The 26,060-nt window shown below is 60.5% G+C and carries 25 protein-coding genes; 1 reads left to right on the plus strand and 24 read right to left on the minus strand.

Annotated features, from left to right (window positions below; translation table 11 throughout):
* Positions 1 to 2: 2 nt before the first annotated feature.
* From RIN49_RS01705 to RIN49_RS01780, 16 genes are all read right to left on the minus strand, one after another.
* Positions 3 to 200 carry a hypothetical protein gene (locus tag RIN49_RS01705; RefSeq protein ID WP_309118426.1) on the minus strand — a complete coding sequence of 66 codons (198 nt, stop codon included), beginning with the start codon at positions 198 to 200 and terminating at the stop codon, positions 3 to 5.
* A 96-nt stretch (positions 201 to 296) separates the two neighbouring features.
* Entirely contained in the window at positions 297 to 953 is a 657-nt protein-coding gene (locus tag RIN49_RS01710) for an SGNH/GDSL hydrolase family protein (protein ID WP_309118427.1), read from the minus strand.
* A 35-nt stretch (positions 954 to 988) separates the two neighbouring features.
* On the minus strand, positions 989 to 1,990 hold the full coding sequence (gene rocF, locus RIN49_RS01715; protein ID WP_309118428.1) for an arginase: 1,002 nt from the start codon (positions 1,988 to 1,990) through the stop codon (positions 989 to 991).
* A gap of 24 nt (positions 1,991 to 2,014) precedes the next feature.
* Entirely contained in the window at positions 2,015 to 2,944 is a 930-nt protein-coding gene (locus RIN49_RS01720; RefSeq protein WP_309118429.1) for a proline dehydrogenase family protein, read from the minus strand.
* 19 nt (positions 2,945 to 2,963) lie between these two features.
* A complete protein-coding gene (gene pruA, locus RIN49_RS01725) occupies positions 2,964 to 4,517 on the minus strand; it encodes an L-glutamate gamma-semialdehyde dehydrogenase (RefSeq protein WP_309118504.1) in 1,554 nt (517 codons plus the stop codon).
* A 28-nt stretch (positions 4,518 to 4,545) separates the two neighbouring features.
* A complete protein-coding gene (locus RIN49_RS01730) occupies positions 4,546 to 5,745 on the minus strand; it encodes an ornithine--oxo-acid transaminase (RefSeq protein ID WP_309118430.1) in 1,200 nt (399 codons plus the stop codon).
* 295 nt (positions 5,746 to 6,040) lie between these two features.
* The gene (purT, locus tag RIN49_RS01735; RefSeq protein WP_309118431.1) at positions 6,041 to 7,246 is read right to left on the minus strand and encodes a formate-dependent phosphoribosylglycinamide formyltransferase; all 1,206 of its coding nucleotides are present in this window, start codon (positions 7,244 to 7,246) and stop codon (positions 6,041 to 6,043) included.
* Between the two features lie 15 nt (positions 7,247 to 7,261).
* A complete protein-coding gene (locus RIN49_RS01740; protein ID WP_309118432.1) occupies positions 7,262 to 8,338 on the minus strand; it encodes a M42 family metallopeptidase in 1,077 nt (358 codons plus the stop codon).
* Positions 8,339 to 8,359: 21 nt separating this feature from the next.
* Positions 8,360 to 8,824 carry a hypothetical protein gene (locus RIN49_RS01745; RefSeq protein ID WP_309118433.1) on the minus strand — a complete coding sequence of 155 codons (465 nt, stop codon included), beginning with the start codon at positions 8,822 to 8,824 and terminating at the stop codon, positions 8,360 to 8,362.
* Between the two features lie 153 nt (positions 8,825 to 8,977).
* A complete protein-coding gene (locus tag RIN49_RS01750) occupies positions 8,978 to 10,339 on the minus strand; it encodes an MATE family efflux transporter (protein WP_309118434.1) in 1,362 nt (453 codons plus the stop codon).
* Between the two features lie 32 nt (positions 10,340 to 10,371).
* Complete coding sequence (locus RIN49_RS01755) at positions 10,372 to 11,136, minus strand: ABC transporter ATP-binding protein (RefSeq protein ID WP_309118435.1); 765 nt, start codon at positions 11,134 to 11,136, stop codon at positions 10,372 to 10,374.
* Between the two features lie 16 nt (positions 11,137 to 11,152).
* A complete protein-coding gene (locus tag RIN49_RS01760) occupies positions 11,153 to 11,932 on the minus strand; it encodes an ABC transporter ATP-binding protein (protein WP_309118436.1) in 780 nt (259 codons plus the stop codon).
* Positions 11,929 to 12,777, minus strand: a complete 849-nt coding sequence (nikC, locus tag RIN49_RS01765) for a nickel transporter permease (RefSeq protein ID WP_309118437.1) — start codon at positions 12,775 to 12,777, stop codon at positions 11,929 to 11,931. The genes RIN49_RS01760 and nikC overlap by 4 nt, the downstream gene beginning before the upstream one ends.
* A complete protein-coding gene (gene nikB, locus RIN49_RS01770; RefSeq protein ID WP_309118438.1) occupies positions 12,774 to 13,721 on the minus strand; it encodes a nickel ABC transporter permease in 948 nt (315 codons plus the stop codon). The genes nikC and nikB overlap by 4 nt, the downstream gene beginning before the upstream one ends.
* Positions 13,721 to 15,244 (minus strand): nickel ABC transporter substrate-binding protein, encoded by a 1,524-nt coding sequence (gene nikA, locus RIN49_RS01775; protein ID WP_309118439.1) that lies wholly within the window; start codon positions 15,242 to 15,244, stop codon positions 13,721 to 13,723. Before nikA ends, nikB begins: the two co-directional genes overlap by 1 nt.
* Before the next feature lie 184 nt (positions 15,245 to 15,428).
* Positions 15,429 to 16,403 carry a peptidylprolyl isomerase gene (locus RIN49_RS01780; RefSeq protein ID WP_309118440.1) on the minus strand — a complete coding sequence of 325 codons (975 nt, stop codon included), beginning with the start codon at positions 16,401 to 16,403 and terminating at the stop codon, positions 15,429 to 15,431.
* 171 nt (positions 16,404 to 16,574) lie between these two features.
* Between RIN49_RS01780 and RIN49_RS01785 the strand changes: the two genes are divergently transcribed.
* Entirely contained in the window at positions 16,575 to 17,747 is a 1,173-nt protein-coding gene (locus RIN49_RS01785; RefSeq protein WP_309118441.1) for a M20 family metallopeptidase, read from the plus strand.
* A 7-nt stretch (positions 17,748 to 17,754) separates the two neighbouring features.
* On the opposite strand, the gene RIN49_RS01790 is transcribed toward RIN49_RS01785, so the two are convergent.
* The 8 genes from RIN49_RS01790 to RIN49_RS01825 form a co-directional block, all read right to left on the minus strand.
* Positions 17,755 to 19,053 carry an MFS transporter gene (locus RIN49_RS01790; RefSeq protein WP_309118442.1) on the minus strand — a complete coding sequence of 433 codons (1,299 nt, stop codon included), beginning with the start codon at positions 19,051 to 19,053 and terminating at the stop codon, positions 17,755 to 17,757.
* A gap of 79 nt (positions 19,054 to 19,132) precedes the next feature.
* Positions 19,133 to 19,510, minus strand: a complete 378-nt coding sequence (gene kapB, locus RIN49_RS01795; protein ID WP_309118443.1) for a kinase-associated lipoprotein KapB — start codon at positions 19,508 to 19,510, stop codon at positions 19,133 to 19,135.
* A gap of 16 nt (positions 19,511 to 19,526) precedes the next feature.
* Positions 19,527 to 20,369, minus strand: a complete 843-nt coding sequence (locus RIN49_RS01800; RefSeq protein WP_309118444.1) for a DegV family protein — start codon at positions 20,367 to 20,369, stop codon at positions 19,527 to 19,529.
* A gap of 74 nt (positions 20,370 to 20,443) precedes the next feature.
* Positions 20,444 to 20,773: a thioredoxin family protein gene (locus tag RIN49_RS01805; protein ID WP_309118445.1), complete on the minus strand. Its 330-nt coding sequence runs from the start codon at positions 20,771 to 20,773 to the stop codon at positions 20,444 to 20,446.
* 6 nt (positions 20,774 to 20,779) lie between these two features.
* Positions 20,780 to 21,838, minus strand: coding sequence for a M42 family metallopeptidase (locus tag RIN49_RS01810; protein WP_309118446.1), 1,059 nt, complete (start codon positions 21,836 to 21,838; stop codon positions 20,780 to 20,782).
* A 22-nt stretch (positions 21,839 to 21,860) separates the two neighbouring features.
* Positions 21,861 to 23,489: an Hsp70 family protein gene (locus tag RIN49_RS01815; protein WP_309118447.1), complete on the minus strand. Its 1,629-nt coding sequence runs from the start codon at positions 23,487 to 23,489 to the stop codon at positions 21,861 to 21,863.
* A gap of 39 nt (positions 23,490 to 23,528) precedes the next feature.
* Complete coding sequence (locus tag RIN49_RS01820) at positions 23,529 to 25,469, minus strand: hypothetical protein (RefSeq protein ID WP_309118448.1); 1,941 nt, start codon at positions 25,467 to 25,469, stop codon at positions 23,529 to 23,531.
* The gene (locus tag RIN49_RS01825; RefSeq protein ID WP_309118449.1) at positions 25,417 to 26,046 is read right to left on the minus strand and encodes a hypothetical protein; all 630 of its coding nucleotides are present in this window, start codon (positions 26,044 to 26,046) and stop codon (positions 25,417 to 25,419) included. The genes RIN49_RS01820 and RIN49_RS01825 overlap by 53 nt, the downstream gene beginning before the upstream one ends.
* Positions 26,047 to 26,060 lie beyond the last annotated feature (14 nt).

Raw genomic sequence — 26,060 nt, forward strand, 5'->3', positions numbered from 1 at the left:
GTTCATCCGTCCTTTCGTATATTCGGCGCGTCGCACCATAACCCGCCGGGATCGCTCGTCTCGTCCCCGCAGCAGCCGCTCCATTGGCCGCAGTTGAAACACTTCCACTTGGCCATCCACCACTTCATCGAGAAGCCGCAGAACGGACAAGGCGGGACGACGTCCGCGTTGCGCGGCTCCGCCGTTCGGCTATCCGTCATTCCTCGTTCCTCCCCCGTCGGTCAAGCCGGATTGCGAATCTTCTCTTATTGTAGGCAATCCGGCGCCGCTTTTCAACGAAACGGAAGGGGGAGTCCCTACCGCCACCCTTCCGGGAACGGCGACAGCGCCTCCGCGACGCATTCCGCGAGAATCCGATGGCCCCGCTCGTTCGGGTGGACGCCGTCGTCGGCGAACAGATGCGCTTCGCGTCCGAGGAACGCGTCGTACGTCCGCGCCACGAGCACCTTGCCGCCGTAAGACGCCGCATTGCGGTAGATGCAGCGGTTGACGAAGTTGATCCACAGGACGGCGTCGCGCACTTGCGGGAACGGGTTATAGCAATCCGTCACGACGATGCGGGCGTCCCGCTCCATCGTCCGGTGCACCGCGACGAGCTCGCCGAGGAGATCCTTATAGGCGTGCGCGAACGCGCGCATCCCCGGCTTCATCGACCGGGTCTCGCCTTGGATGTACATCCGCATGGCCGCCCGGATCAGGTCGTTCCCTCCGGCCGTCAATGTGACGATGTCGGCCGAGGCGACCGCGCGTCGCAGCTCCCCGTTCGCAAGCAGCCGCTCGAGCGTCTCCGCCGTCGTCGCCCCGACGACGCCGAAATTCCGGTGCGCGATGTCGAGCGGCTGCTTCGACCGCCATAAGTCTTGCACGACCCAGACGAAGCCCTTCATCTCCGGCGCTCCGGTGCCGAACGTCAGCGAGTCTCCGACGGCGGTCATCTTGATCGGTTTCGTCATAGCTGATTCCCCCAAGCCCAGAACTTTACTCCATGTTATTCAGGACCGGGAAAAATGGGCTTGTTTCCCGCCCATTTTTTTGAAAAAAAAAAAAAAAAAACGCCGCGGCTCGTTGCCGCGGCCGAAGGCCGTTTTAAAATCCAAACTCCGAGCAGCGATGCGGCGAGCTCCACCGCGACGAGCGCAGTCTTGTTCCGGTGATCTAAAATCGGATTCACCTCGACGATATCCATACTGACGACGCAACCCGCCTCCGACAACAGCTCCATCGCCAAATGCCCTTCGCGGTACGTCATCCCCCCGATGACCGGCGTTCCGACGCCGGGCGCCTCCTCCGGATCGAGTCCGTCCAGATCGAGACTGAGATGCACGCCGTCGGTACCGTCCCGGACGATGCCGATCGTCTCCTCTATCACCCGCGTCATGCCGAGTCGATCGATGTCGTGCATCGAGAACACCTTGATCCCCAGCTCCCTGATCAGCTCCCTCTCGCCCGGGTCGATCGAACGCGCGCCGACGATCACGACCTTCGACGGGTCGATCTTCTTCTCGACGCCTCCGATCGCCGTCAGCTTCGGATGCCCGATGCCGAGCGCCAGCGCGAGCGACATACCGTGAATGTTGCCGGACGGCGACGTCTCGTCGGTATTCAAGTCGGCATGCGCGTCGAACCAGATGAGACCGACGCTCCGCTTATGCTGCAGCACCCCCGATATCGATCCGAAGGCGAGGCTATGGTCGCCTCCGAGCACGAGGGGAAACCGCCCGCGCTCCATCGCGGACGACACTTCCCGATGCAGCCTGTCGCAGACGGCGCCGATTTCCTCCAGAAACTTCAGCTTCGGGCCGTAGTCGCCGTACTCGCTCGGCCTCCGAACGACCAAATCGCCTTCGTCGTACACGGTATAGCCGAGCTGCGCGAGGCGCGATTCGATGGCCGCGACCCGCAACGCGCTCGGGCCCATATCGACGCCGCGACGATCCGCGCCCAGATCGATCGGGACGCCGATCAGGGAGATCTCTTTCGTTTTCGCCACCCAGATTTCCTCCTTCCGTTTCGTTCACGAACGGAACATCCCTTTCATTACGAACCATAAATTCGCGGGTCGCTCCGCGATGCGGCGGGTAAAGTACGGATACCACGCCTCCCCGAACGGGGTATACACGCGAACCCGGTACCCTTCCTGCGCCAACCGAAGCTGCAAGGACGTCGAAATGCCGTACAGCATTTGGAACTCGAATCGCTCCCGATCGATGCCTCGTTCTTGGACGAAGCGGATCGTCTTCTCGATGATCCGCTCGTCATGCGTGGCGACGGCCGTATAGCAGCCTTGGCTCATATGCGCTTCCACGAGGCGGACGTAGTTTTCGTCGACGTCTTTCTTTTCCGGATACGCGATTTCCTTGGGCTCCTTGTACGCCCCTTTCACGATGCGCAGGTTCGCCCCGAGCGCTCCGAGCCGGCGGCGGTCTTCCTCCGTACGGTATAAGTATGCCTGCAGCACGAGTCCGACCCGTTTACGACCGTACCGCGAGAGCAGCTTCCGAAACAAGTCGATCGTGTTCTGCGTGACGGGCGAATCCTCCATATCGATGCGAACGAAATTCCTCGTTCGTTCGGCTTCGTTCAAGATCCGCGTCATCAACGTCTCGCATAGCTCCGGATCGATCTGCAATCCGAGCTGGGTCAGCTTCACCGACACGTTCGCGTTCAGCTTCCTTTCGTAGATCGCTCGCAGGACGCGAACGGCTTGCTCGGCCGCCTCCTCCGCCAGCGCTTGCTCGCTTACGCTCTCCCCCAAGTAATCGAGCGTGACCAAGAGTCCTTGCTTATTGAGTCGCTCCACCGCCGTAAGCGTCTCCTCCAGCTGCTCCGCCGCGACGAATCGGGCGACCCCGAGCCGCATGCCGTACTTCTGGAAGAACGTCCGAATCCCCGCGTTCCCCGCCACCGTGAGCACCGCGCCGCGCATGAACGAATCCCACGACATCCGCCTCTCCCCGCTTTCGTTACAATTTCTCCGAGCTGAGCTTCAGCTGCGCGAATTGCAGCAAGTAATCCGGCCCCCCCGCCTTCGAATCGGTCCCCGACAAGTTAAAGCCGCCGAACGGATGCACGCCGACGATGGCGCCCGTGCATTTGCGATTGAAATATAGATTCCCGACGTGGAACTCTTGCCGCGCCCGTTCGATATGCGCGCGGTTCCGAGTGAACACGGATCCGGTCAGCCCGTATTCCGTATTGTTCGCGATCTCGAGCGCATGATCGAAATCGGTCGCCTTCGAGAACGCCAGCACGGGACCGAATATTTCCTCCTGCATCAGCCGCGCGCTCGGATCGACGTCGGCGAAGATCGTCGGCTCGATGAAGAAGCCGCGGTCCGCTTCGGGCGTTCCGCCGCCGGTCAGGAGACGGCCCTCCCCTTTTCCGATTTCGACGTATGCCAGAATTTTCTCGTACGCCGACCGGTCGATGACCGGACCCGTATAATTCCCGTGGTCCGCGGCGTCGCCGACCTTCAACGGACGCGTCAGCTCGACGGCTCGACGGAGCACTTCGTCGTAGACGTCTTGATGTACGATCGCGCGGGAGCATGCGGAGCACTTCTGCCCCGCGAAGCCGAACGCGGATGCGACGATCGCCTGCGCGGCCGCCTCGAGATCCGCGTCGCGGTCGACGACGATCGAATCCTTGCCGCCCATCTCGCCGATATACCGCTTCAGCCAAATCTGGCCTTCGCTTTGCTTCGCCGACAGCTCGTGAATCCGGAGCCCCACGTCCCTCGAGCCGGTGAACGCGATATACCGCGTCAGCTTATGCGTCACGAGATAATCGCCGATTTCCGCGCCGCTGCCCGGCACGAAGTTGACGACGCCCGGCGGCAGTCCCGCATCCTCGAGCATCTCGTAAAACTTGTACGCGATGACCGGCGTCGTGCTCGCCGGCTTCAATACGACCGTATTGCCGGCGACGATCGACGCGACGGTCATGCCGACCATGATCGCAAGCGGGAAGTTCCACGGCGGGATGACGATGCCGACGCCTAGCGGGATGTATTCGAGGCGGTTATGTTCGCCCGGCATCGGCACGAGCAAGTCGTCGGACTTCTTCGCGAGCGCGATCATCTGCCGCCCGTAATATTCCATAAAGTCGATCGCTTCCGCCGTATCGGCGTCCGCCTCGGCCCTTACCTTGCCGGACTCGACGGTCAGCCACGCGCTGAACTCATGCTTGCGCCGCCGCAGAATGGCCGCCGTCTTGAACAGGACCGTCGCGCGCGCCTCCGGCGATACACGAGACCAGGCTTTGTACGCGTAGTGCGCCGCTTGGATCGCCTGTTCCGCGTGCGTGAGGTCCGCCCTCGCGACGACGCCGACCGTCTCGCCGTAACGGGACGGATTGATCGATTCGCTCGTTCGCTCCGTTGCGATGCGCTGCCCGCCGATGACGAGCGGCACCTCGAGACCTAATTCGCTCCGTACCTTCGCGAGCGCCTCTTCGAAGCCCTGCGCTTCCTTCGGGTTCGAGAAATCCGTGAACGGCTCCGGCGTGTATGGAATCATAGTCATGACGATTCTCTCCTCTCTTGGTTTAGGACGTTGCGGTCAACGCCCGCTCGATCCGTTCGAACGCCCAGTCCAGCTCTTCGGGCGTCGCGGTTAGCGGAGGCGCGAAGCGGATAACGTTCTCGTGCGTCTCCTTGCACAGCAGGCCCAGCTCCTTGAGCGTCTCGCAGTACGGCCTTGCCGGCGACTTCATCTCCAGCGCGACGAGGAGGCCCCGGCCTCGCGCCTCGCGGATGTCGGCATGCCGCAGCGTCCGAAGGCGCGCTAGGAACGCCGCGCCGAGCGTCGCGGACCTCTCGACGAGTCGCTCCTCCTCGATCACGTCGAGCGCCGCGACGGCGACCGCGCAGGCGAGCGGATTGCCGCCGAACGTCGAGCCGTGCGATCCCGGGTCGAAGACGCTTAGAATGTCGGCGTCGGCCGCGACCGCCGACACGGGCAGAACGCCCGCGCCGAGCGCCTTGCCCATAATGTACATATCCGGCGTCACGTCTTCCCAGTCGCAGGCGAATTTGCGGCCGGTGCGGCCGAAGCCGGTTTGAATTTCGTCCGCGAGCAGCAGAACGTTCTGCGCTTTGCAGAGGCTCGCGGCGTCGCGAAGGTAGCCCTCCGGCGGGATGACGATGCCCGCTTCGCCTTGAATCGGCTCGACGAGGAATGCGGCCGTGTTCGGCGTCACGGCGCTTCGCAGCGCTTCGAAGTCGCCGTATGGCACGATGCGGAAGCCCGGCGTGAACGGGCCGAAGCCGCGGCGGTACGCCGGATCGGAGGAGAACGACGTCACGGTGATCGTCCGCCCGTGGAAGTTGCCGCTCGCGACGATGATTTCGGCACGGTCGTCCGGCACCTTCTTCACGTCGTACGCCCACCGCCGCGCCGCCTTCAGCGCGGTCTCCACCGCTTCCGCGCCGGTGTTCATCGGCAGGATCGTCGACTTGCCGGTGAACGCGGACAGCCGCTCGTAAAACCGGGCCATCGGTTCGTTATAAAACGCGCGCGACGTGAGCGTCACCTTGTCGGCCTGGTCCTTCAACGCTTGAATGATTTTCGGGTGACGATGGCCTTGATTCAGCGCGGAGTAGCCGCTGAGCATATCCATGTACCGGTTGCCTTCCGGATCGTATACCCATACGCCTTCCGCGCGCTCGACCACTACCGGAATCGGGTGATAATTGTGCGCCCCGATCCGCTCGGTCGTCTCGATGATCGTTTGCGACGCCTTCAAGAGCTGCGCCTCCTTCTGTCAATTGGTGCGATGCTGTGTCGCGAAGAATGCCATATACTGTTATCATACGTCAATACCGGGCGAACCAATCCCATGAGATTATGCGAGTCCGCACCGTCGAGCGGCATCGCAAGCGTCTCCGGAGTCGACCGGACGCCGAAAGCTCGCAGCGCCGGGGTTCGAACCTCGACTCGTCTATTCGCGGCTCCGAAATGCAAAACGCAAAAAGAGGCCGTCAAGACGCAGCTTTCGCTCCCGTCGTGACGGCCTCATGAAACAGGTATTCCGTTCATTCCTACTCGATCCGCAGTTGCCCCGCCGCGTCGCCCGCGACGGCGCGAGCGTCCTCGACCGTGTCCGCGGTCGCGATCGCGACCGCCATCCGCCGTCCCGGCAGCGTCTCGGGCTTGCCGAATACGCGCACCTGCGTGTTCGGCAGCGCGAGGGCGCGGTCGACGCCGGCGACGACGAAGTCGACGCGGCTGTCGACCGCCTTCAGCGTCCTAGACGCGCCGGGCGTCAGGAGCCGGATCGTCGGCACCGGGAAGCCCAGAATCGCGCGGACGTGCAGCGCGAACTCGGACAAGTCCTGCGTACCGAGCGTGACGAGCCCCGTATCGTGCGGACGCGGCGACACTTCGCTGAAATACACCTTGTCCGGCGCGAGGAACAGTTCGACGCCGTATAAGCCATAGCCGCCCAAAGCGTCCGTCACCGTCTTCGCGATCCGCTGCGACTCCTGAACCTGCGCCTCGGACATGCCGTGCGGCTGCCACGACTCGATGTAGTCCCCGTCCTTCTGCACGTGCCCGATCGGCGCGCAGAACGTCGTGCCCGACACCGAGCGAACCGTCAGCATCGTAATCTCGGAATCGAATCGGATGAACTCCTCCACGATGACGCGCGCCCGCTTCGCCCGGCCGCCTTCCATCGCGTAGTTCCAGCACGCGTCGACGTCGTCCGGCGTCTTGCAGACGGACTGTCCCTTGCCGGACGAGCTCATGATCGGCTTAATGACGCACGGCGTACCGATGTCCGCCACCGCGGCGCGAAGCTCGTCCAACGAATCGGCGAACGCGTACTTCGCCGTCGGCAAGCCGAGCGTCTCCGCGGCCAGCCGGCGAATGCCTTCGCGATCCATGGTCAATCGAGCGGCGTTCGCCGTCGGCACGACGACGTAGCCTTCCCGCTCGAGCTCGACGAGCGTCGGCGTCGCGATCGCTTCGATCTCCGGCACGATCAGATCCGGCTTCTCGCGCTCGATCAGCTCCCGCAGCGCCGCGCCGTCCAGCATGTTGATGACGTACGAGCGGTGCGCGACGGCGAACGCCGGCGCCCCCTCGTACCGGTCGACCGCGATCGTCTCGACGCCGAGTCGCTGCGCCTCGATCGCGACCTCCTTGCCGAGCTCTCCGGATCCGAGCAGCATCATCTTGCGCGCGCCGCCCGACAGCGGCGAACCGTACGGCTTGTATCTCGGCTTCTCCATCCCTTGTTCCATCCGACTCCGTTCCCCCTATTCGTTCCGTACGATCGTCTCGACCGTGGAGCGGTCGCACGACGTAACGAGCTTCACAAGCAATTCCTTCGCGGCCGCGTAATCGTCCACATGCACGATCGCGGCGGCGGTATGAATGTATCGCGCCGGAATGCCGACGACCGCCGTCGGCACGCCCATGCCGGACAAGTGCACCCGACCCGCGTCCGTCCCGCCGCCCGGCGAGATGAAATATTGGTACGGGATCTTATGCGTCTCCGCCGTATCCCGCACGTACTCGACCATGAGCCGGTGCGTGATCATCGTACGGTCCATCACGCGGAGCAGCGCGCCCTTGCCGAGCTGGCCGAACGCGGACTTGTCGCCGGACGCGTCGTTCGCCGGGCTGGCATCCAATACGAAGGCGATGTCGGGATCGATCAATCGAGACGCCGTCTCCGCCCCGCGCAGCCCCATCTCCTCCTGCACCGTCGCTCCCGAATACACGACGTTCGGATGCGAAGCGCCCTGCAGCGCCTCCATCAGCTCGATCGCGAGGCCGACGCCGTACCGGTTGTCCCACGCCTTCGCCAAAATTTTCTTCGGATTGGCGAGCGGCGTGAACGGGCAGATCGGCACGATCGGCTGGCCGACGACGACGCCGAGCGCTTCCGCGTCGCCCTTGTCGTCCGCGCCGATGTCGAGGAACATATGCCCGATATCGACCGGCTTGTTCCGCGTCGCCTCGTCGAGCAGATGCGGCGGTGTCGAACCGACGACCCCGACGACCGGACCGCGCTTCGTCGCGATCTGCATGCGCTGCGCGAGCAGCACTTGGCTCCACCAGCCGCCGAGCGCCGCGAACTTCACCATCCCCTTCTCCGTAATGCCGGTCACCATGAAGCCGACTTCGTCCATATGGCCGGCGACCATGACGACCGGACCGTCCGTTTGACCCGTCTTCTTCCCGAACAAGCTGCCGATGCGGTCCGTTACGATCTCTTCGGACAGCGGCGTCAGCCGCTCGCGCAGGAAGCGGCGGACGTCCTGTTCGAAGCCGGGCGCTCCCGCCATCTCGGTCAAGCTCTTGAATAACGCCAACGTCTGTTCGTTCACGCGAATCTCTCCTTACCGTGGTCAGTCTTCGTTCGAATCCAATTCGCGGAGCAGCCGCTCCACGTCTTGCGGGTCGTACGAGCCTTGGCGCTTAAATTCCAGGAGCGTCCTCCGGATGCGTTCCGCCTCTCGCTCCCCCTCGTCCGCCTCCAGCGTCGGCGCGGGGTCGAACCAGACGTACTGATCGTTCGGTCCGTTGCGCAAGTACGCCCGCCGCCACGCCTCCGGATACCGATATGCGGCTCCGTTGAACATAAGATCCAGCACTTCGTCCGTCTCGAGCGGCATGAGCTGATGGTACGCGGATTCGGCGCCGCCGGCCGCGACGTCCCGGTGTATGTATCGATAATGCAAATAATGTTCTCCGGTTTCCTCGTCCTTCACGATTCCGTATCGTTCCGTCTCGGAAGCCTCCAGCTCGCGAACCTCTTCGATGCGCCGTTCGAGCCATTCGCCAGGCACGGCCTGCATCTCTCGCAAGGACATGGAAATCCCGCCTTTCGCGAAATTTTTTTTCCGAAATCCGTTCCTCATTATACCACGCCCGCGCGGACAAAAGAAAAAGAAGGCGCGTCGCCGCCTCCGACGAAGCTGTTGCCGAATTCTAACATCGTTAAACTGCGAATCGTGAGCTTTTCGTCAAGAATACCTGCTAAGGCGGCAACTATCGACCAGCGCTCCCTTCAGTCCGCTCGTATATCTCCAAAGCATTATGGAGCGAGTCAAACTAAACGCGATATAAGCAAGCCAAAGACCATGATTGCCGATCCGATCCCCGATACAGTAAAGGATAACGACAAAAACGGCCATGGAAATGATCATGGAATTGCGAATCGGCGCCGTTTCCGTTGCCCCGTTAAAAATACCGTTCAGCATTAACCCGCCGAACACGGCCAGCGGGAAAAGAAGAAGCCACATTGAATATTGAACGGCAAGCGCTTGGACTTCCTGCGACGCGGTGAACAGCGAGATGATAAAACGGCCGAACGCCGATAAGCCCGCCGTCAACAACACGGCCGTGACGAAGGACCAAAACATTCCCGTCTTGATCGTTTGCTGCAGCAACGCGCCGTTCTTTTCCCCGAAAGCCCTCCCGGCCCAGATGCTCCCTGCATTTGCCAAGCCGTCGAAAATGTAAGAAACAATAAGGGCGATTTGCATAAGAATCGCGTTAGCGGCAAGAATTGCATCGCCTCTCCCGGCTCCCGCCGCGGTGAATAACACCATTACGGCAAGCAGACAGAAGGTTCTTATAAACAAATCCCGGTTCACCTTCAGCATGTGTACGAATGAATCCGCACGGAAGAACGTTTGCCACTCTTTATCCATACGGTTTACTTTCGAGCAGACGAATAAAGCGCCTGCTGCGAATCCAACAGCTTCCGAAGTCAGCGTCGCCCACGCCACGCCTTGTACTTTCATCCCAAGACCGAATACGAAGAGCAAATTTAATATGATATTCAAACCGTTGAGAATAAGCTGCAGCCATAATGCCATCCTGACTTCGGAGCGTCCGATTAACCATCCGTATACCGCATAATTGGCGAGCGCAAGCGGGGCTCCCCAAATTCGGATCGAATAATACTGATCGACCAAAGCCGCGACGCGATGAGATGGACCCACAATAGCGAGGGCCGCTTGTAAAATAGGACTTTGCAATAATATACATGCGAAACCGAAACCGAGACCTAGGAAAAAAGGGCGGTAGAACGCCATAACCAATTCATTGGCGTCTCCCGCCCCCTCCGCTTGCGCGGTAAAACCGGAGGTGCTCACGCGAAGAAATCCAAGCAGCCAATACAAGTAATTAAATATAAGGGAGCCGACGGCGACGGAGCCGATATATACGGGGTCGCCAAGGTGCCCGACGACCGCAGTGTCCACCGCCCCTAACAATGGCGTGGATAAAGCGGATAGTACAAGCGGGAGCGACAGCAGCAAGTATGTCTTATGCGTATATTTCGACGCATCGTAGGTAGGCGGCGACGCTTGTACCTTCATAAGTTCCTTTCCTCTCCGTGCATGTTGCGTCCCTATCGAAAATAGGATATCAACTCTTTTGTATAAGGATGGCGATCCTCTGCGAATATTTGATTGCAGTTGAACAGATCGACAAGTTTTCCCTCTTTCATTACCATCACCCGTTGGCTCATTTGATTCACGGCGGCAAGGTCATGGGAAATAAACAAATAAGAGAGCGCTAGCGTTTTACGAAGTTCCGTCAATAGATTCAAAATGGCTCCTTGCGAAATCACGTCCAAACTTGCGGTCGGCTCGTCTAGAACAATTAACTTAGGCTCGATGCTGACCGCACGAGCAATCGTAACGCGCTGTCTTTGGCCCCCGCTCAACTCATGCGGATAACGATCGGCCAACTCCGACGGCAGCTCGACCGCTTCAAGCAACTGCTTTACATAGGCGTCCTTAGAGGTGTAAGAAAAGTGAGCGAGCTTTACATCTTTTTCATACTGAGCATATGGATCAACGAGAGAATCTTTTACTTTTACCTTGGGATTCAGAGCGGCCGTCGCATTTTGGAACACGATCTGAACCTTTCTCCGGTGAGGATACAACTGCTTCTCGCGAAGTTGTTCGATCGCTTGATCTTCTAACAGGATCGTTCCGCTGTCGATATTCTCGATTCGTAACAGGCACCGAGCCAGTGTGCTTTTTCCGCAGCCGCTTTCCCCGACAAGCCCAAGACATTCCCCATAATTCACTTCAAAGGAGACATCGTGAACCGCGAGCTTTCCTGACCTATATGATTTTGTCAAATGCTTAACCGTAAGCAGACTCATGCGTTTTCTCCTCGCTTCATCCGGATGGGAGGGAATGCCCCAGCGTAGGCGCAGCTTGGATCAACTGCTTCGTATATTCGTGTTGGGGATGGTCCAGGATTCGATGCTTCCCTCCGGACTCCACGATCTTCCCTTCCTTCATGACCGCGATCCGACTCGCATAACGTTTCACATGACGCCAATCATGCGTAATGAACAGAATCGAACAGCCGGTCTCCCTTTGACGTTCGGCCAGTAATTCTAATATCTTGTGCCCTGATACGCTATCAAGCGCGGTCGTGATTTCGTCCGCGACGACCAAATTTGGCGTTAGCAGCAGCGCTAATGCGATGGAAACCCGCTGAAGCTGTCCCCCGCTCAACTGGAACGGGTACCGATGATACAGCGATTCCTCTAACCCGACAGAGTGAAGTGCGCGAACGGCATTGTATTTCCGCGTATTCGAGCCGGCAACGCGATGTGCCTTTTGATATTCATCAAAGTGTTGACCCACGGTTCGAAACGGCGTGAAAGAACCTTGATAATCTTGAAATATATAACTCAACCTTTGCCCTCGGACGGCCCGTATCTGTTTTTTGGACATGGACAGGATATCTTCTTCGTCGAAGAGAATTTTCCCCTCCACCTGTATATTCGAGGGAAGCAATCGTCCAACGGCTTGAGAGAGCATCGTTTTCCCGCTTCCGCTTTGCCCGACGAGCGCCACCCACTCCCCTTGATGAACGGAGATGGAGACCTGATCCACGATGGTATTGCTTCCGCTTCGAATCGATAACTGCTCGATCGATAGGTTCATGATCCCGCCTCCTTCTTGACATCGAAACGATCGCGCAAATAATCGCCTAGCATATTTGCCAGTAACACCGCGATCGCGATCGCCGCACCCGGATATAACATGAGCTCGGGCATGGATTGGAAGTAGGGGCGCGAGTCGTTGAGCATGGCCCCCCATTCGGGCACCGGAGGTTGCGCGCCTAGACCGATATAGGAATAGGTGGAAATGAGCAAAATGATTTTCCCGAGATCAAGGCTTGCGAGAACGAGAACATGCCCCGCAAGATGCGGAAGTAAATGCTTACGCATGATTGTAAAGGATGAAAGTCCGTTCGTACGAGCAATGATTACATAATCTTTCCGGGCTTCCGTCAGTACCGTACTACGGACCAACCTTGCGTAATTTACCCATTTTACGAAGACGATCGCTAGCACCAAGTTTCCGATTCCAGGCCCAAGCAAACCGCTTATTATGATCGCCGCAATCATATCCGGAAAAGATAAAAACCCGTCCGCGACGCGCATAAACACCTTATCCAGCCATCCGCCTCGGTATCCGGACGCAACTCCAATCGGAATGCCGACTGCGAGCGCGATGGTTAATGCTAGGACGCTGTATCCGATCGTCTGCTGGCCGCCTGTCAACAGTCTGGTTAACACATCGCGACCGAGATGGTCCGTTCCGAGAGGGTGCTGGAAGCTCCACCCTTGAAGGCGTCCGCCGAGATTCGTTACTGTGGGATCGTGATGCAAAACCAAGAAGGTATATAAGGAGACCGCGCAGAATAGGAACGCGAAAAGCAGCACAATAGCGGCTTGCGCCCTGCGTTTATCCTTGTTCGACAATCGGAAAGGCAAGTCGCTCATTTCGCGGCCTCCCTTTCTTTCAGCCTCGACTCGGGATTCAAATAACGATTCGTCAAATCAACGGTCGAATTTACAACAAAAACGATGATCGCCATGACGAATATATATCCTTGGATTAACGGATAATCGCGTTGACGTATCGCATCCACCACGAGCTTTCCGATCCCGGGGTAGGCAAACAAAACTTCGATTACGACCACACCGGCAATCAAGCTTCCCAGGCTCACGCCGAATACCGTAACCACGGGCGGCAGGCTCTGGCGAAAGGCATGCGCAAAGAATACTCTTCGTTCCGACAGCCCTCGGGCCCTCGCCGTGCGAATAAATTCCTGGCTAAGCGCATCGAGTAAGCTGGAGCGAAGCAATCGAACGTAGACGCTCGATATGGCAAGCCCAAGCGTTACAGACGGCAGGATCAGGGAAACAAAACCGTCTCTTCCCATGGTAGGAAACCAGTTGAACCGCACCCCGAAAATATCGATAAGGATAAGACCAAGCCAAAAGCTCGGTACGGCGGCTCCGATAACCGAGACTCCCCTGCCCAGACGGTCGATCCAGCTGTTCCGGTATAGCGCGGATAATGATCCTAACGGAATGGAAATCACCAGCATCACGAACACCGCGCCGGCCGTAATTTCGAGAGTCGCGGGAAGTCCGATGAGAATCATGTCCATAACGGGTTGGCCGGTTACGTAAGACTGACCGAAATCAAGCTGTAGAAAACGCAGAACCCATTGCCCGTATTGGACAAGCAACGGCTTGTTAAACCCCATCTCTTCTCTTACCGCTTCAACCTGCTCCCGACTGACCGATAGTTCATCCACGTTTAGAATCGTCAGCACAGGATCGCCGGGCGCAAGCCGGACAAACAGAAAACTAACGAACGTAATCAATACCGTAAAGATCGAAACTTCCAAAAGTTTCCGAGCAATGATACGAAGCATTATTTCACGTCCAAAAGATTTGATATCATGTAATACTCGCTCCGCGTCGTTACCCAATTGATCACCTTATTTTCGTTATAAGCAACGATCGTGGAGGGGTGCAGTACAAAAGAATTCAAGACATTTGCATAGACATAATCGGCCGCTTGCTCCGCAAGGGCAGCTCGCGCTTCGGGATTGACCGTTTGATTCAGCTCGTCAATGATCGAGGTAAGTTCGGGTTCGGCGGCGCCGCTAAAGTTAAGCGCACCGGTCGGATGGTACGTAGCATTCAGGTAATATCCGGCATCCCCCCGCGGAGCGGTCAAATTACTATAAGTAGCCAGATCCCAGTCGCGATTCGACGCCATGTATTCCTCGGGGGTATCGATTTGCCGAATCGTTACGTCGATCCCGATTTGTTTGGCATCGGACTGGAACACCTGAGCGATCAACGGCAAGTCGGCTCTTGCCGGATAGGTCAGCAAGGTAAACGCGAGAGGCTGACCGTCCTTTTGCATAATCCCGTCTTTCAGCCGATAACCGGCTTCTTCCAAATACTTCATCGCCGCCTCGCTGCCCGAGTCGCGCCTCCCTTCATACGATGGGGCGAAAGGCAGGGATGGAAGGAACGGTCCTACAGCGGGCTCCCCGTATCCGAGCAGAATCGCATCGACGATTTCCTCGCGATCGATTAAGGCATCCACCGCGCGTCTTACGTTGACGTCCTGCAAGCTTGCGCGCTGCAGGTTCATGGTCATTTGATGTACGCGGAACGTTGCGGTAGATTCTACTTTCATTCCGTCCCTTTCTTTTAACGTATCCAATGTCGCCACTTCCGGACGGTATACAATGTCGACCTGACCCGCCTGCAAGGCGAGCGTACGGGCATTGGAATCTTCATTGAAAGAGAAGGTGACGGAATCGAGGTTCGACGCCCCGTCCCAATAATCGTCGTAACGTTCAAGCTCGAGTTTACTCCCTGGCGTAAAGGACTTCAGCTGAAAAGGCCCCGTACCGACAGGTTTATTAATAATGTCGCCTTCGCTTACATCGATGATCGAAACATTGGGATTCACAAGCTCGGAAACAAACTCCGGAAACGGTACTTTGGTCGTGATCCGCAATGTATATTGTCCTTCGACCTCGATCGTATCGACTTTCAAGGCATTCTGGATCGCGATGCTTTCTTGAAGCGCCCGTTCCAATGAAGCCTTAACCGATTCGGCATCCATTTCCTTTCCGTTATGGAACGTAACCCCTTCGCGAAGCGTTATGGTCCAATGCCGACCATCCTCGCCTTTCCAGCTCTCCGCCAACCAAGGCGCTACAGTTAAATTCTCTTCATCTAGCCGGACTAGCGTTTCAGTTATTCCCGCTCTTAAAGGAACATAACTGGTATCTACGTGAGGGTCGAGGGATTTCGTAGAGAAATTATATAGAAAATGAATGTTTTTTCCATCCCCTCGATCACTCGAGGATTGTGCGCAAGCCGTTAACACAGTGAACCAGACCAGAACCAAGATCATGCCTACCTTTTTCATAAACGACCTCTTTTCGTAATCATTACGCTTTAGATCTTATCGTAATTATTACGATTATACAAGTGCCTCCCACGAGTGTAACGAATGTCGTGCCGATTCGTCTTCGCCTGCCGTCGGGAAATCGAAATATCGTTACGAAAACGAAGAAAAACCGACGGCGGACCGTCGGTTTTTCCAATCCTGCTTAGGAAGCGGCTGTCTCTTCCGTCGCGAGGGAGTTTTCGATTTTCGCCGCGGAGCGCAGCTCTTCGACATACGTCGTCGTTCGTTCGGTAAGCTTCTGTTGGAATACCGTCTCGCGGATTTCCTCTTTCTTCTCGTCGAACGTCGCCGTCGTCGCCGCCTTCTTATCCGTCACCTTAATGATGTGGAAGCCGAATTGGGATTCGACCACGTCGCTGACCGCGCCGATCTCGAGCGCGAACGCCGCTTCTTCGAACGGAGCGACCATCTGCCCTTTGCCGAAGAAGTCGAGATCGCCGCCTTGCGCCGCGCTGCCGTCCTTCGAATGCTCCTTCGCGAGCTCCGCGAAGTCCGCGCCGCCCTTGATCTGCTCGAGCAGCGCTTCCGCTTCTTCCTTCGTCTCGACCAGGATGTGCGACGCGCGCACTTGCTCCGGCGTCTCGTATTGCGACTTGTTCTCGTCGTAGTACGTCTGAAGCTCTTCGTCCGTCACTTCGATCTGCGGCTCTACGAGCTTCGTCAGCTGCACCTGCGGGCGGATTTGCTCCTTCAGCGTGTCGAGCGTGAAACCGGCGGATTCGAGCTGCTGATTGAACGTCGCTTCGTCCGGGAAGTTCGCTTTTATTTTATCGAGCTCCGCATTGATGTCCGCATCGGACACTTCGATCTTCTGCTTCGCCGCTTCGCGGTTAATGAGCCGCTCGAGGATCAGCTGGTCGACCGCTTGCGGCCCCACTTGCTTCAGCATCGTCTGGTACAGCTCGTTCGCCGTGATTTTCTCGTCGTCGACCGTCGCGACCGCTTCCTCGCCGACATTGCCCGTCGCGACGTTCGATTGGTTCGCCTGTACGATCGCGTACGCGCCGAAGCCGATCGCGGTCGCCGCGAACAATACCCATGGCAGAATGATCTTCCCTTTGCCCCCTGCCGTTCCGCCGTTGCCTTGGCCGGATACGGGCTTCTGATTGTCTGACATCGTTCATCCTCCTATTGTTCATTCCCATTCTCCATCGTGCCACAATCGGGAACGTTTGTCCAATGCTAGCTCCCCGGCTCCCGGCGGATCGGAAATCCGCCCCGCAATATGCTATAATTCCGTAGAAAACGCTTCACGATTCAGACTCGATTGACGAAAGGAATGTTGCAAATGAATTCTTCCATTCTCTCCCGAATCGACGAGATCGCCCCCCGGATCCGCGGCATCGCGAACGCGATCGGCAACCGGCCCGAGCTCGGCAACGAGGAGTTTTTCGCGTTCGAAACGTTGACCGAAGCGCTCGAAAGCTTCGGCTTCCGGATCGAGCGCCATACGCTCGGCCTTCCGACCGCGTTCGTCGCGGAGCTCGATTCCGGAAAGCCGGGCCCGACCGTAGCGTTCCTCGCCGAATACGACGCCCTGCCGGACATCGGCCACGCCTGCGGCCATCATCTCATCTGCTCGATGAGCGTCGCGGCGGCGGTCGGCCTCGCGGCGGCGCTCGACGACTTCGGCGGCAAAATTCGCGTCTACGGCACGCCCGCCGAAGAGACGAAGGGCGCCAAGGTGCTTATGGCCGAAGCCGGCATGTTCCGCGATTGCAGCTTCGCGCTGATGGCGCATCCGTATTACGCCTACGAGAAATCCGGGTCGTCCATGGCGATGGACGCGCTTCGCTTCGAATACCGCGGCCGGCCGGCGCACGCCGCCGCCAATCCGGAGGACGGCGTCAACGCGCTCGACGCGGTCATCCAGCTGTTCAACGGCATCAACGCGCTGCGACAGCAGACGAAGGCCGACGCGCGCATTCACGGCGTCATTACGAACGGCGGCAAGGCGCCGAACGTGATTCCCGATTATGCCTGCGCAGACTTCTACGTACGAGCCGGAACGCGGGCGTACACCAACGAGCTCGTGGAGAAGGTGAAGCGCGTCGCGGAAGGCGCCGCCCTCGCGACAGGTTGTTCGCTTACAGTCTCGAACTACGAGTTTTCGTACGACGAGCTGCGGACGAACGAGACGCTGTCCGACGCCTTCACCGCGGCGCTCGTCGCGCTCGGCGTGCCGGAGGCGAGCATCCAGCGCGGCAACGATCACGGCTCGCTCGATCTCGGCAACGTGTCGCTGCAGTGCCCCGCCGCTCATCCGTACGTGCAGGTCGTCGACGAGAAATTCGCCTTGCATACGGTCGAATTCCGAGACGCCGCGATGAAGGACCGGGCGTTCCAAGGGATGCTGCTCGGCGCCAAGGCACTGGCGGCGACAGCCTACGAATGCGCGTCCTCGCCTTCGAAGCTTCAGGCGATTCGCGACGAGTTCGAGAAACTAGGAACGGACAAGTAAAACGATGCTAACGCGACGCCGTTTCCGACGCCCCCGTCGGGACCGGCGTCGCTTTGCGTTGCGAGCCCGCCTCCATGCGACCCTCCAGCTTCCCCATCAAAGCCGCGAAGATCGCCACGCCGCCGAGGCCGGTCGCGAGCGTGAAGGCGGCCATCGCTTCCGGCGAGAAAAGCGAGCCGAGCGACACGGCCAGCGTGCCGAACATCATGGCGCCGGAATGCGCGAGCGAATCGACCGCCATGTACGAGCCTCTGGCGTCGTCCGGAACGATCGAAACATGGTACGCCGTCCGGATCGGAGAATTGATGACCTCGCCCCACGTCGCGAGCAGCATCGCGACGAGAAGCGGCCACGGGCTGTTCGACCACATCTGGAACGCGTACCCGGCGACGTACAGGAACATGCCGGCATACAAAGCGTGACGATCGCGCAGTCGCCGCATGACGCTTGCCGCGAACAGCGAGAAGACGACGACGAACAGCGTATTTTCCGTGCGAAGCAGCCCAAGCATCTGCACGCCGTCCATGCGCACGGCCTGTTCCCCCGCTCCGAATAGCGACTGCGTCCCGAATTCGTCCGCGAGCCGAACGCCGATATAGTTGCCGAGATGGAATTCCGTCGACAACACGAGCAAGTTCGCGAGGCACAGCCACATGAACGTCCGGTCGCGAAGCACGCGGCCGTAGCTGCGAAACAGGTCGCGCGCGTTCGCGGCGGCGTCGGCCGCGCCGGGGAAGTGCGTCTCCCCGATGCGCCACGCCGTCAGCGTCGCGGTCACGACCGTCATGCCGGTCAAGAGCAGCAGCATGAGCGTCAGATGCGACGAGAACAAGTACGCGCCGATCATGCCGCCGAGCGCGATCGCTAAGTTGTTCGACCAGTAAAAGATCGAATACATGAATTTGCGAGATTCCGGCGACGTGACGTCGAGCAGCATGCCGTCGGACGCCGGTCCGTAGACGCCCCAGCCGACCTGAGCGGCGATCGAAGCCGCGAGCGCGACCCAAGGCGCGTCGATCGCCGGCGACGTCGCCAGCGCCAGCGTCGCGTACGCGCCGAGGAAGACGAGCTCCGCGGCGACCATCAGCTTCTTGCGGCCGATCCGGTCGGAGACGTAGCCCGACCAGAAGCCGGCGGCGAGGCTCAAGACGACGCCGGTCGTCAGGGCGAGCCCCGCCGCCAAAGCCCCGAGCTCTCTGGCGAAGTAGATCGTCATGTACGGGATCACGAGGTTGAAGAGGAACGAACTGAAAAATCCTAAATAAATGCGCAGTCTTACGTTCGGATGAAAGTCTCGAAGTCTCATGATGCGTCGCTTGCGTCTCCCTCTGATGAAATGAAAAATCCGCCTCTCGTCGAAGAGGCGGATGTCGCGCCGAATCCGGTTACACCCCGAAATAGTCCCGCTTCAGCTTCTCCAGCTCCAGCAGCGCGCGGCGCCCGAACGCGTCGCCGCGCCGCTCCATCGTCGCGATCTCGGCGTCCAGCGCCTCCGCGAGCGAAGCCTGGTAGTCCGGCGCTTCCGCACCGTCGTACGGCGCCAGCTCGGAAGCGAAGACGTTCGCCACCTCGCGATAGCTCAGCGCCCGACGCTCGTGGAAGAACGCCACGTCCGCCTGCTCCGGATGGTGCAGATCGCCCTGCGTCGGGTGCTTGCGAACGGCGAGCGTCCGCACCTTCGCCTTCGGCCGGTCGAGCTGGATCAGCTCGCCTACGTATTCGCCGCTCTTATACCGAGCGACGACCAAATCGCCGACGTTCATGTCCGTCCCTCCTCGCTTAATACGAAATCAATAATCCGCCTTCGCCCGCATACGTCCCGATGACCGGTCCCATGTCCGACACGACGACTTCTCCGAAGTCGTACCGCGCCAAGATGTCGCGCACGAGCGCCTTCGCCCGCTCCTCGCAGTTGCTGTGCGCCACGGCGAGCAGCTTGCCGCTTACCTCGTGCTTCGCGTCTTCGATCCGATCGATCAGCTTCTTCACCGCGTTGGACGTGCCCCGAGCTTTCTCCAGCACCTCGATGGCGCCGTGCTCGCTCGCGTGCATCAGCAGCTTGATATTGAGCATCGAAGCGACCGCGCCTCGGACGCGGTCGAGCCTGCCGCCCTTGATGACGTTCTCCAGCGTGTCGAGGACGAAGTGCGTGCGCGTCTCGGCTGCGAGCCGCTTCACGGCGGACGCGATGTCCCGTGCGCCGACGCCGTCCTTCGCCATCTTGGCCGCTTTATAGACGATGCCTCCGAGCCCGGCCGAAGCCGTCTTCGAATCGATCACCTCGATGTCGGCGGCGCCGGGCCGTTCCTCCTCGAACATCTCCTTGGCGAGCACCGCGTGTCGATACGTGCTGCTCACCTGCGAAGACAAGGCGACGACGAGGATCGATTCGCCCGGCGGGACGTCGCGATACGCTTCCATGAACGCGTGAGGCGCCGGACTCGACGTCTGGGGAAGCGACTCCGACTCACGCATCCGAGCGTAAAATTCGCTCGATGCCATCGTCGAATCGAACTCCGCTTCGCCGAAGCGAACGCCGAGCGGCACGACGCGAATGCCCCAGCCGTCGCGAATCGATTCCGGCAGATCGGCGCTGCCGTCGGTGATGATATGTACGGTCATAGACGAGTCCTGCTTTCTACGAAAAAAGTAGTGCCATTATAGCATCGGCCGCACGTCGCGGGTAGTTATGAATGTCACGTGCCGAGCCGTGCCCGGACGCGCTCCAGCAAATACTCGACCGAGCGCATCGTGTACACTTTCTCCGTCACGCGCTTCTCCTCGACGAACGCAAGGCAGGGCACGCTCTCGATCTTCCAATCCTGCACGACGGTCGGCATGAAGTTCACGTTCGCTTTGAACATCGCCGCGTCCGGCGCCATCGCCCGGACGACGGTCAACATCTTCTCGCCGTACCGGCACGTCCCGCACCAAGGCGTGTAGAAATAGACGGCGAACGGCGCTTCGCCGCTCCATCTGCGACGAATCAGCTCCTGTTCGGCGACGTCGGTCATCGGTCCGCTCATCCGCGTTTATTCCAGCGCGTAGGCGGCCAGCAGCGCGTACGTGCTCCGGATCGCGTCTTCGTGCGTCCGCTCCATCCCGTGCGAAGCGGCGACGCCCGGGCCGATCAGCGCGGCCCGGATGTTCTGGCCCGCCCGCAGCGCGGCGGACGCGTCCGAGCCGTACCGCGGATAAATATCGACGGCGTAACCGAGTCCGAGCCGCTTCGCGTGACCGACGAGCCGATTCGTCATCTCGTAATCGTACGGCCCCGTCGAATCCTTCGCGCAGATCGATACGTCCCGCTCCGTGCAGGCGAGGTCGTCTCCGATCGCGCCCATGTCGATCGCGAGCATCTCCTCCGCCCCGCCGGGGACGTAAGACGAGCCATGGCCGATCTCTTCGTAATTCGAGAAGAAGAAAATCAGATCGCGCCGCGGCTTCGCGCCCGTGCGGGACATCGCCTCGAGCAGCGCGAACATGGCGGCTACGCCGGCTTTGTCGTCGAGGTGACGCGACTTGATGTAGCCGTTATCCAGGAAGACGGCGCGCGGATCGAACGAAATATAGTCGCCCGTCTCGATGCCGAGCGCCTTGACGTCCTCCTTGCTCGAGACCGTCTCGTCCAGGCGGACGACGTAGTGTTCCTCGTTGCGCTTCTGGTCGCGCGCGTCTTCGTATACGTGCACGGAGGCTTTCTTCGGCAGAATCGTGCCGGAGAACGCCTTGGCGTCGCGGGTGTGAACGAGGCAGTATTCGTTTTCGATCGATGGCAGCATATACCCGCCGAGCAGCGTCAAACGTAGCGTACCGTCGGCGTTCGCCGAACGGACCATCGCGCCGAGCGTATCGACGTGGCCGGTAATGGCAAGCGCCGGACCGCCCGACGTCCCTTCGACGCGGACGAAGCCGCCGCCCTTGGCGATGCGCTCCATGCGGAAGCCCAGCTTCGCGGTCTCTTCCTCGAGCAAGCGCAAAATATCGTGCGTAAACCCGGTCGGGCTCGGAGTCGTCAGCAGCCGCATCAGCCACCCGAGCGTATAATCTCGGTTGTAGTCCGGCGGGGTGATCGGCGTTGTTTCGTTCATGCGGATACGCCCTCCTTCGGGATTATTTTCGATCCAATCGGACGTTCCAGCCCGAATCCGCCAGCTCGACTTCCTCGACGCCGACCTCCGACTTGAACAGATTGTCGTAAGCGGACACGCGCAGCCGCTGCGACTTGTCGATCGCGTACGTGATGGTCAGCCGGTTCACGTCGTGCGTTCCGGGATGCGCCCGGATGTTCATGCGCCATAAAATCGGTCGGCCGTACTTCTGCAGCGGCTCGTATCGGTCGCTCCCCTGCGCCTTCACCATCGGAGCGATCTCGATCTTCGTTTGGTTCGGCTTCGTCGTCGCGACGCGCTTCTGCTTCTTGATCGGATACGTGTCGTCGGCGGCGATAATTTCGATCGTCTCCTTGCCGGCATGGTTATAGATGCCGATCGAAGCGTTCACGACGTCGCCGACGATCCACTCGTCCTCGCTGCGCGTGTACCGGGCGTTGCCCCTCGCGATGCGCGTCTGCAGATGCTCCTCGTCCCAGACGATGCGGGCGTTCGGGAACAGCTCCTCGAGCACGTCCGGCACGAACGGCACGAGCGAGCTGCCGCCGGACAACAGGACGGCTCCGATGTCTCGGCGCGTCAGCCGGGTCGCCTCGTTGAACTTGCGGGCGAGCTCCGTCAGCCCCTTCATCAGCGTCTCCCGCGGCTTCTCCGTCGCGAGGTAGAATTGCTCGGCCGTGATCGTCACGTCCTTGATGCCTTGGTCGACGCCCGGCATGAGCGGCGGCACGTCTACCGTCACCGATTCCTCGGTCGACAGTCTGCGCTTCACCTGCTCGGCGATCGATTTCATCTGGTGATAGAACGTGTACTGCGGATGCGACTTCAGCTTGTGGAGCCGCTCCGGGTCCTCGAACAGCTCGAGCGCGATCGAATCGCACACCGGATTGCCCTGCGCCTTGCCCCGTTCGACGAACAACTTCACGAGGCAGTCGTCCAGATCGTCTCCGCCGAGGTCGAGTCCGAGCTTCGTCACGACTTTGCCGTGGTACCGGTTGCTGTCGTTGTCGTCCGGGTCGAAGTACGGGTGATGCACGATCGCTTGCCGGTGCTTCTCCGACGCTTCTTTATCCATGATCGCCATGTCGAGCGTGCCGCCTCCGAAGTCGAAGACGAGCGCGTAACGCGACGGGATGATGCGGCAATCCCATAAGACGGATACCGGTTCGTCGAGGAACCAGATGCGGCTCGGCTCGACGCCGATGTTGACGGCCGCCTGCTCCATCATCGCCTTGCGCCGATCGTCGTAGTTGACCGGCACGCTGAGCGCCAGCCGGTCGATCGTCTCGGGCTCCGGAATGCCGGCTTCCTCGAGCAGCGCCATCAGAAAGCGCGAGATGCATTCCACGAGCGGCACGTCTTGGCCGTCCACGCGCAGACGGAAGTCCGGCGACCGCCGAAGCTCCGTCTTGAGCGACAGCACCGAACGGTCGCGCAGCTTGCCGAGCGCCGCCGCTTGATTGCCGATGATCCAATCGCCTTCCGTGCCTTTCGACAAGATCGTGCGGATCAGGTAGGGAGTCTCGCCTTCGTCCAATCGTTTCATATGCACCCGGTTCTGGACCGGGTCGAGCACGGCCACCGAGCTGTTGGTCGTCCCGAAGTCGATGCCGACGAGCAAGGGATCCATAAGGTGTACCTCCGTTTCATGACTATGTCGTATGTCGTCCTAGAGCAGCTTCAGATCGTCCAAGAGCTTGCCGATTTCCTTCCGGTCGGACCATTCCGCCCGCACCGTCGCGCGAACGAGCACCTCGCCCGTCTCCGCGTCGATGGCTCCTGGCTTCGCGATCGCGTACGTGACGCCCTTGCCTTCCACATTCGGCGCGTCCGTCTCGAATTGCACCCAGTCGGTGCGCCGCTGCAGCCATTCTTCCACCGCGCGATGCTGCTCCGTCGGTTCGGCGGCCGTCCCCAACCAGCGGAATCGAAGCAAGCGCGTCAGCGCCTCGCCCCGCTCCCGCTTGTCGCCGACCCACGATCTCCAGTCTCGCTCGTGCCGGTGCAGCCAACCGACGACGGCCGCCCTCTTGTCCGCGGATAAAATGGCGGCCAGCTTCTGCAGCGCCTCGGACGGTTTTCTCGCCTTCCCTTTCGGTTGGCGCTCTTCTTGGGGTTCCTCCAAGAACGCGTAAAACAGCTGCAGCAAGTGCTTGCGCGCCGACGTCTGCCGGACGCCGTCCCCGCGGAACAGCTGCGACAGCTCCGCGCTCGGCAGTTCCATCATCGGCAGCGCCTCTTCGATCGACTTCGTGCCGTGTACGAACGAATAGAAGACTTCTCTATCATGTTTGGCCAAATACGTATATAACGATACGACGATCCGTACGTCGAGACCGCGGCGAATGCCTTCCGCATACAGAAGGCACAGCCTGCGGATCAGCTCCTCCGCCCGGTCCGCGGCGCCGCGGAGCAATCGCTGCTGCACGTTCTCCGGGTCGAGCAGGAACACCCAGGAGACGGTTTCGAACCGCTCTTCGGCCCCGTCTTCGCGGAATCGGTCCGCGAACGACGCCCAATGCTGCAGAACGAGCTCCTCGCGAAGCCGCTTCCGCCGGTCTTCGGCGCGCGCCGCGCGCCAGACGAAGGCGTGCAGCGCCCGCTCCGCGAATTCGGGTTCGGCGAGCAGACCTTCCCAGCCGGCCGCGCGGAACGCCGCGTTCATCCAGCGGTCGCCCCGCTCCTCGTCCGCGTCCGTCTCCGCTCCCGCCGTTCTGGCGATCCATCGCAGCGCGGCGCGCTGCCGTTCCTCCAACGGGAGCCAGCCGCGCGTCATCTCGCTGCGGCTCATGTATGCCGCAAGCCAAGCGGCCGCGGCGGCGCCCGCGGCCGCCAAGTCGCGCTCTAACGCGTCGACGTCGCCCGCGTCGAGCGCCGCCGCCCATCCGATCGCCGGGTGCGACGCGCTCGCCCGCAGCCGCTCCGCCGCGGCCTTGACCCGTTCCGCCGGCTTCGGTACGCCGCTCGTCGCCATGCCTCTAAGGAGCGCGTCGTCCGGGAACAGCCGCGACAGGAGCTTCAACGGCAGCTCTTGTTTCTTGCGGTCCCATTTCGACTGGGCGGCCCGCTTTTCCGCTTCGAGATCGAATTCGCCTTCTTCGTACTCCGCCGCCTCCGCCTTCAGTTCCTCGAGTTGGCGGGCGGCCTCGCCGTCGAGCTTCTCCGCCTCGAGGCGCAGCGCCTCGACGTATTCGGGGTAGCTGCGGTCCGCCGCTTGCCTCAACCGCTCGACGAGCGCCTCGACGCCCGCCGACCAGCGTTCTACGCCGTAGCGAGCGGCGAGATCGGCGAACGCGGTCGCGAGCCGCGCCGCGTCTTCTTCGGCGATCGGCTCCCCGATCAAGAGCTCGATCGGCAGCTGTTCGCGGAAGCACGCCTCGACGCCGATCAGGCTGCCCTTCTCCGCTCCCGGCGTTCGTTCTCCTTCCCAAGCGCTCCAGAACGCATCGTCTTCTGTGCCGGCTTCGGTTTCCTTCGGCACGACGAGCCATTCCAGCAAGTAGTAAGGGTTCGGTTCCGCCCGCAAGGCGGCCGTCTTATCTTGAAACGACGACAGCTTATGGGCGTTCACGAACGTGCGAATCCATCTTGTGGTCGCTCTCGGCGTCATGATGCTCCTCCTTTGCGCGGACGGCGTACGCGATCGGCTTCAGCCAATCGGCGAACGGTACGTCTCGATTCCAGAACGCCGGATCCGCAATCCGACGCAACATCCAGGGCTCGCCGCTTTCCCGAGCCTGGGACTTGGCTTGCTGCACGGCCCGCGCCTCCCATGCCGCCTCCGCCTCGGGCGCGTCTTCGGCCAGCTTCGCGCGGGCGTTGCGAACGGCGGACGCCAAGGCGTCGCGGTCGACGCCGGCCGCTTCCCACCAGAGCCAAGGGTCCCGCTTGGCTTCTTGCCGGAAGCGGAACAGCAGCGACTGCGCGTGTCGGCACGGCTGCCGCTGGCCGCAATCGCACTCCGCGCGCCACCCCCGCTCGCCGGCGCCGAGCCGCTCGCGCTCGTCTTCCGTCGCCAGTCCGGCGCGCCAGCGCCCGTCCAGCGCCGGATCCGCCGCCAGCTCGCGCGCCGCGCGTTCGAAGTCTTCCGTCTTCGCTATGGGAACGTCCCACCGGGGGGACGGTTCTTTCCTGTTCGATTCGCTATACGATTCGCTGTTCGATACGCTATTCGTCGCGGCCGTCACGCGGCCGCTCTCGA

Source organism: Paenibacillus sp., assembly GCF_031177825.1.
Lineage (GTDB): Bacteria > Bacillota > Bacilli > Paenibacillales > YIM-B00363 > Paenibacillus_AE.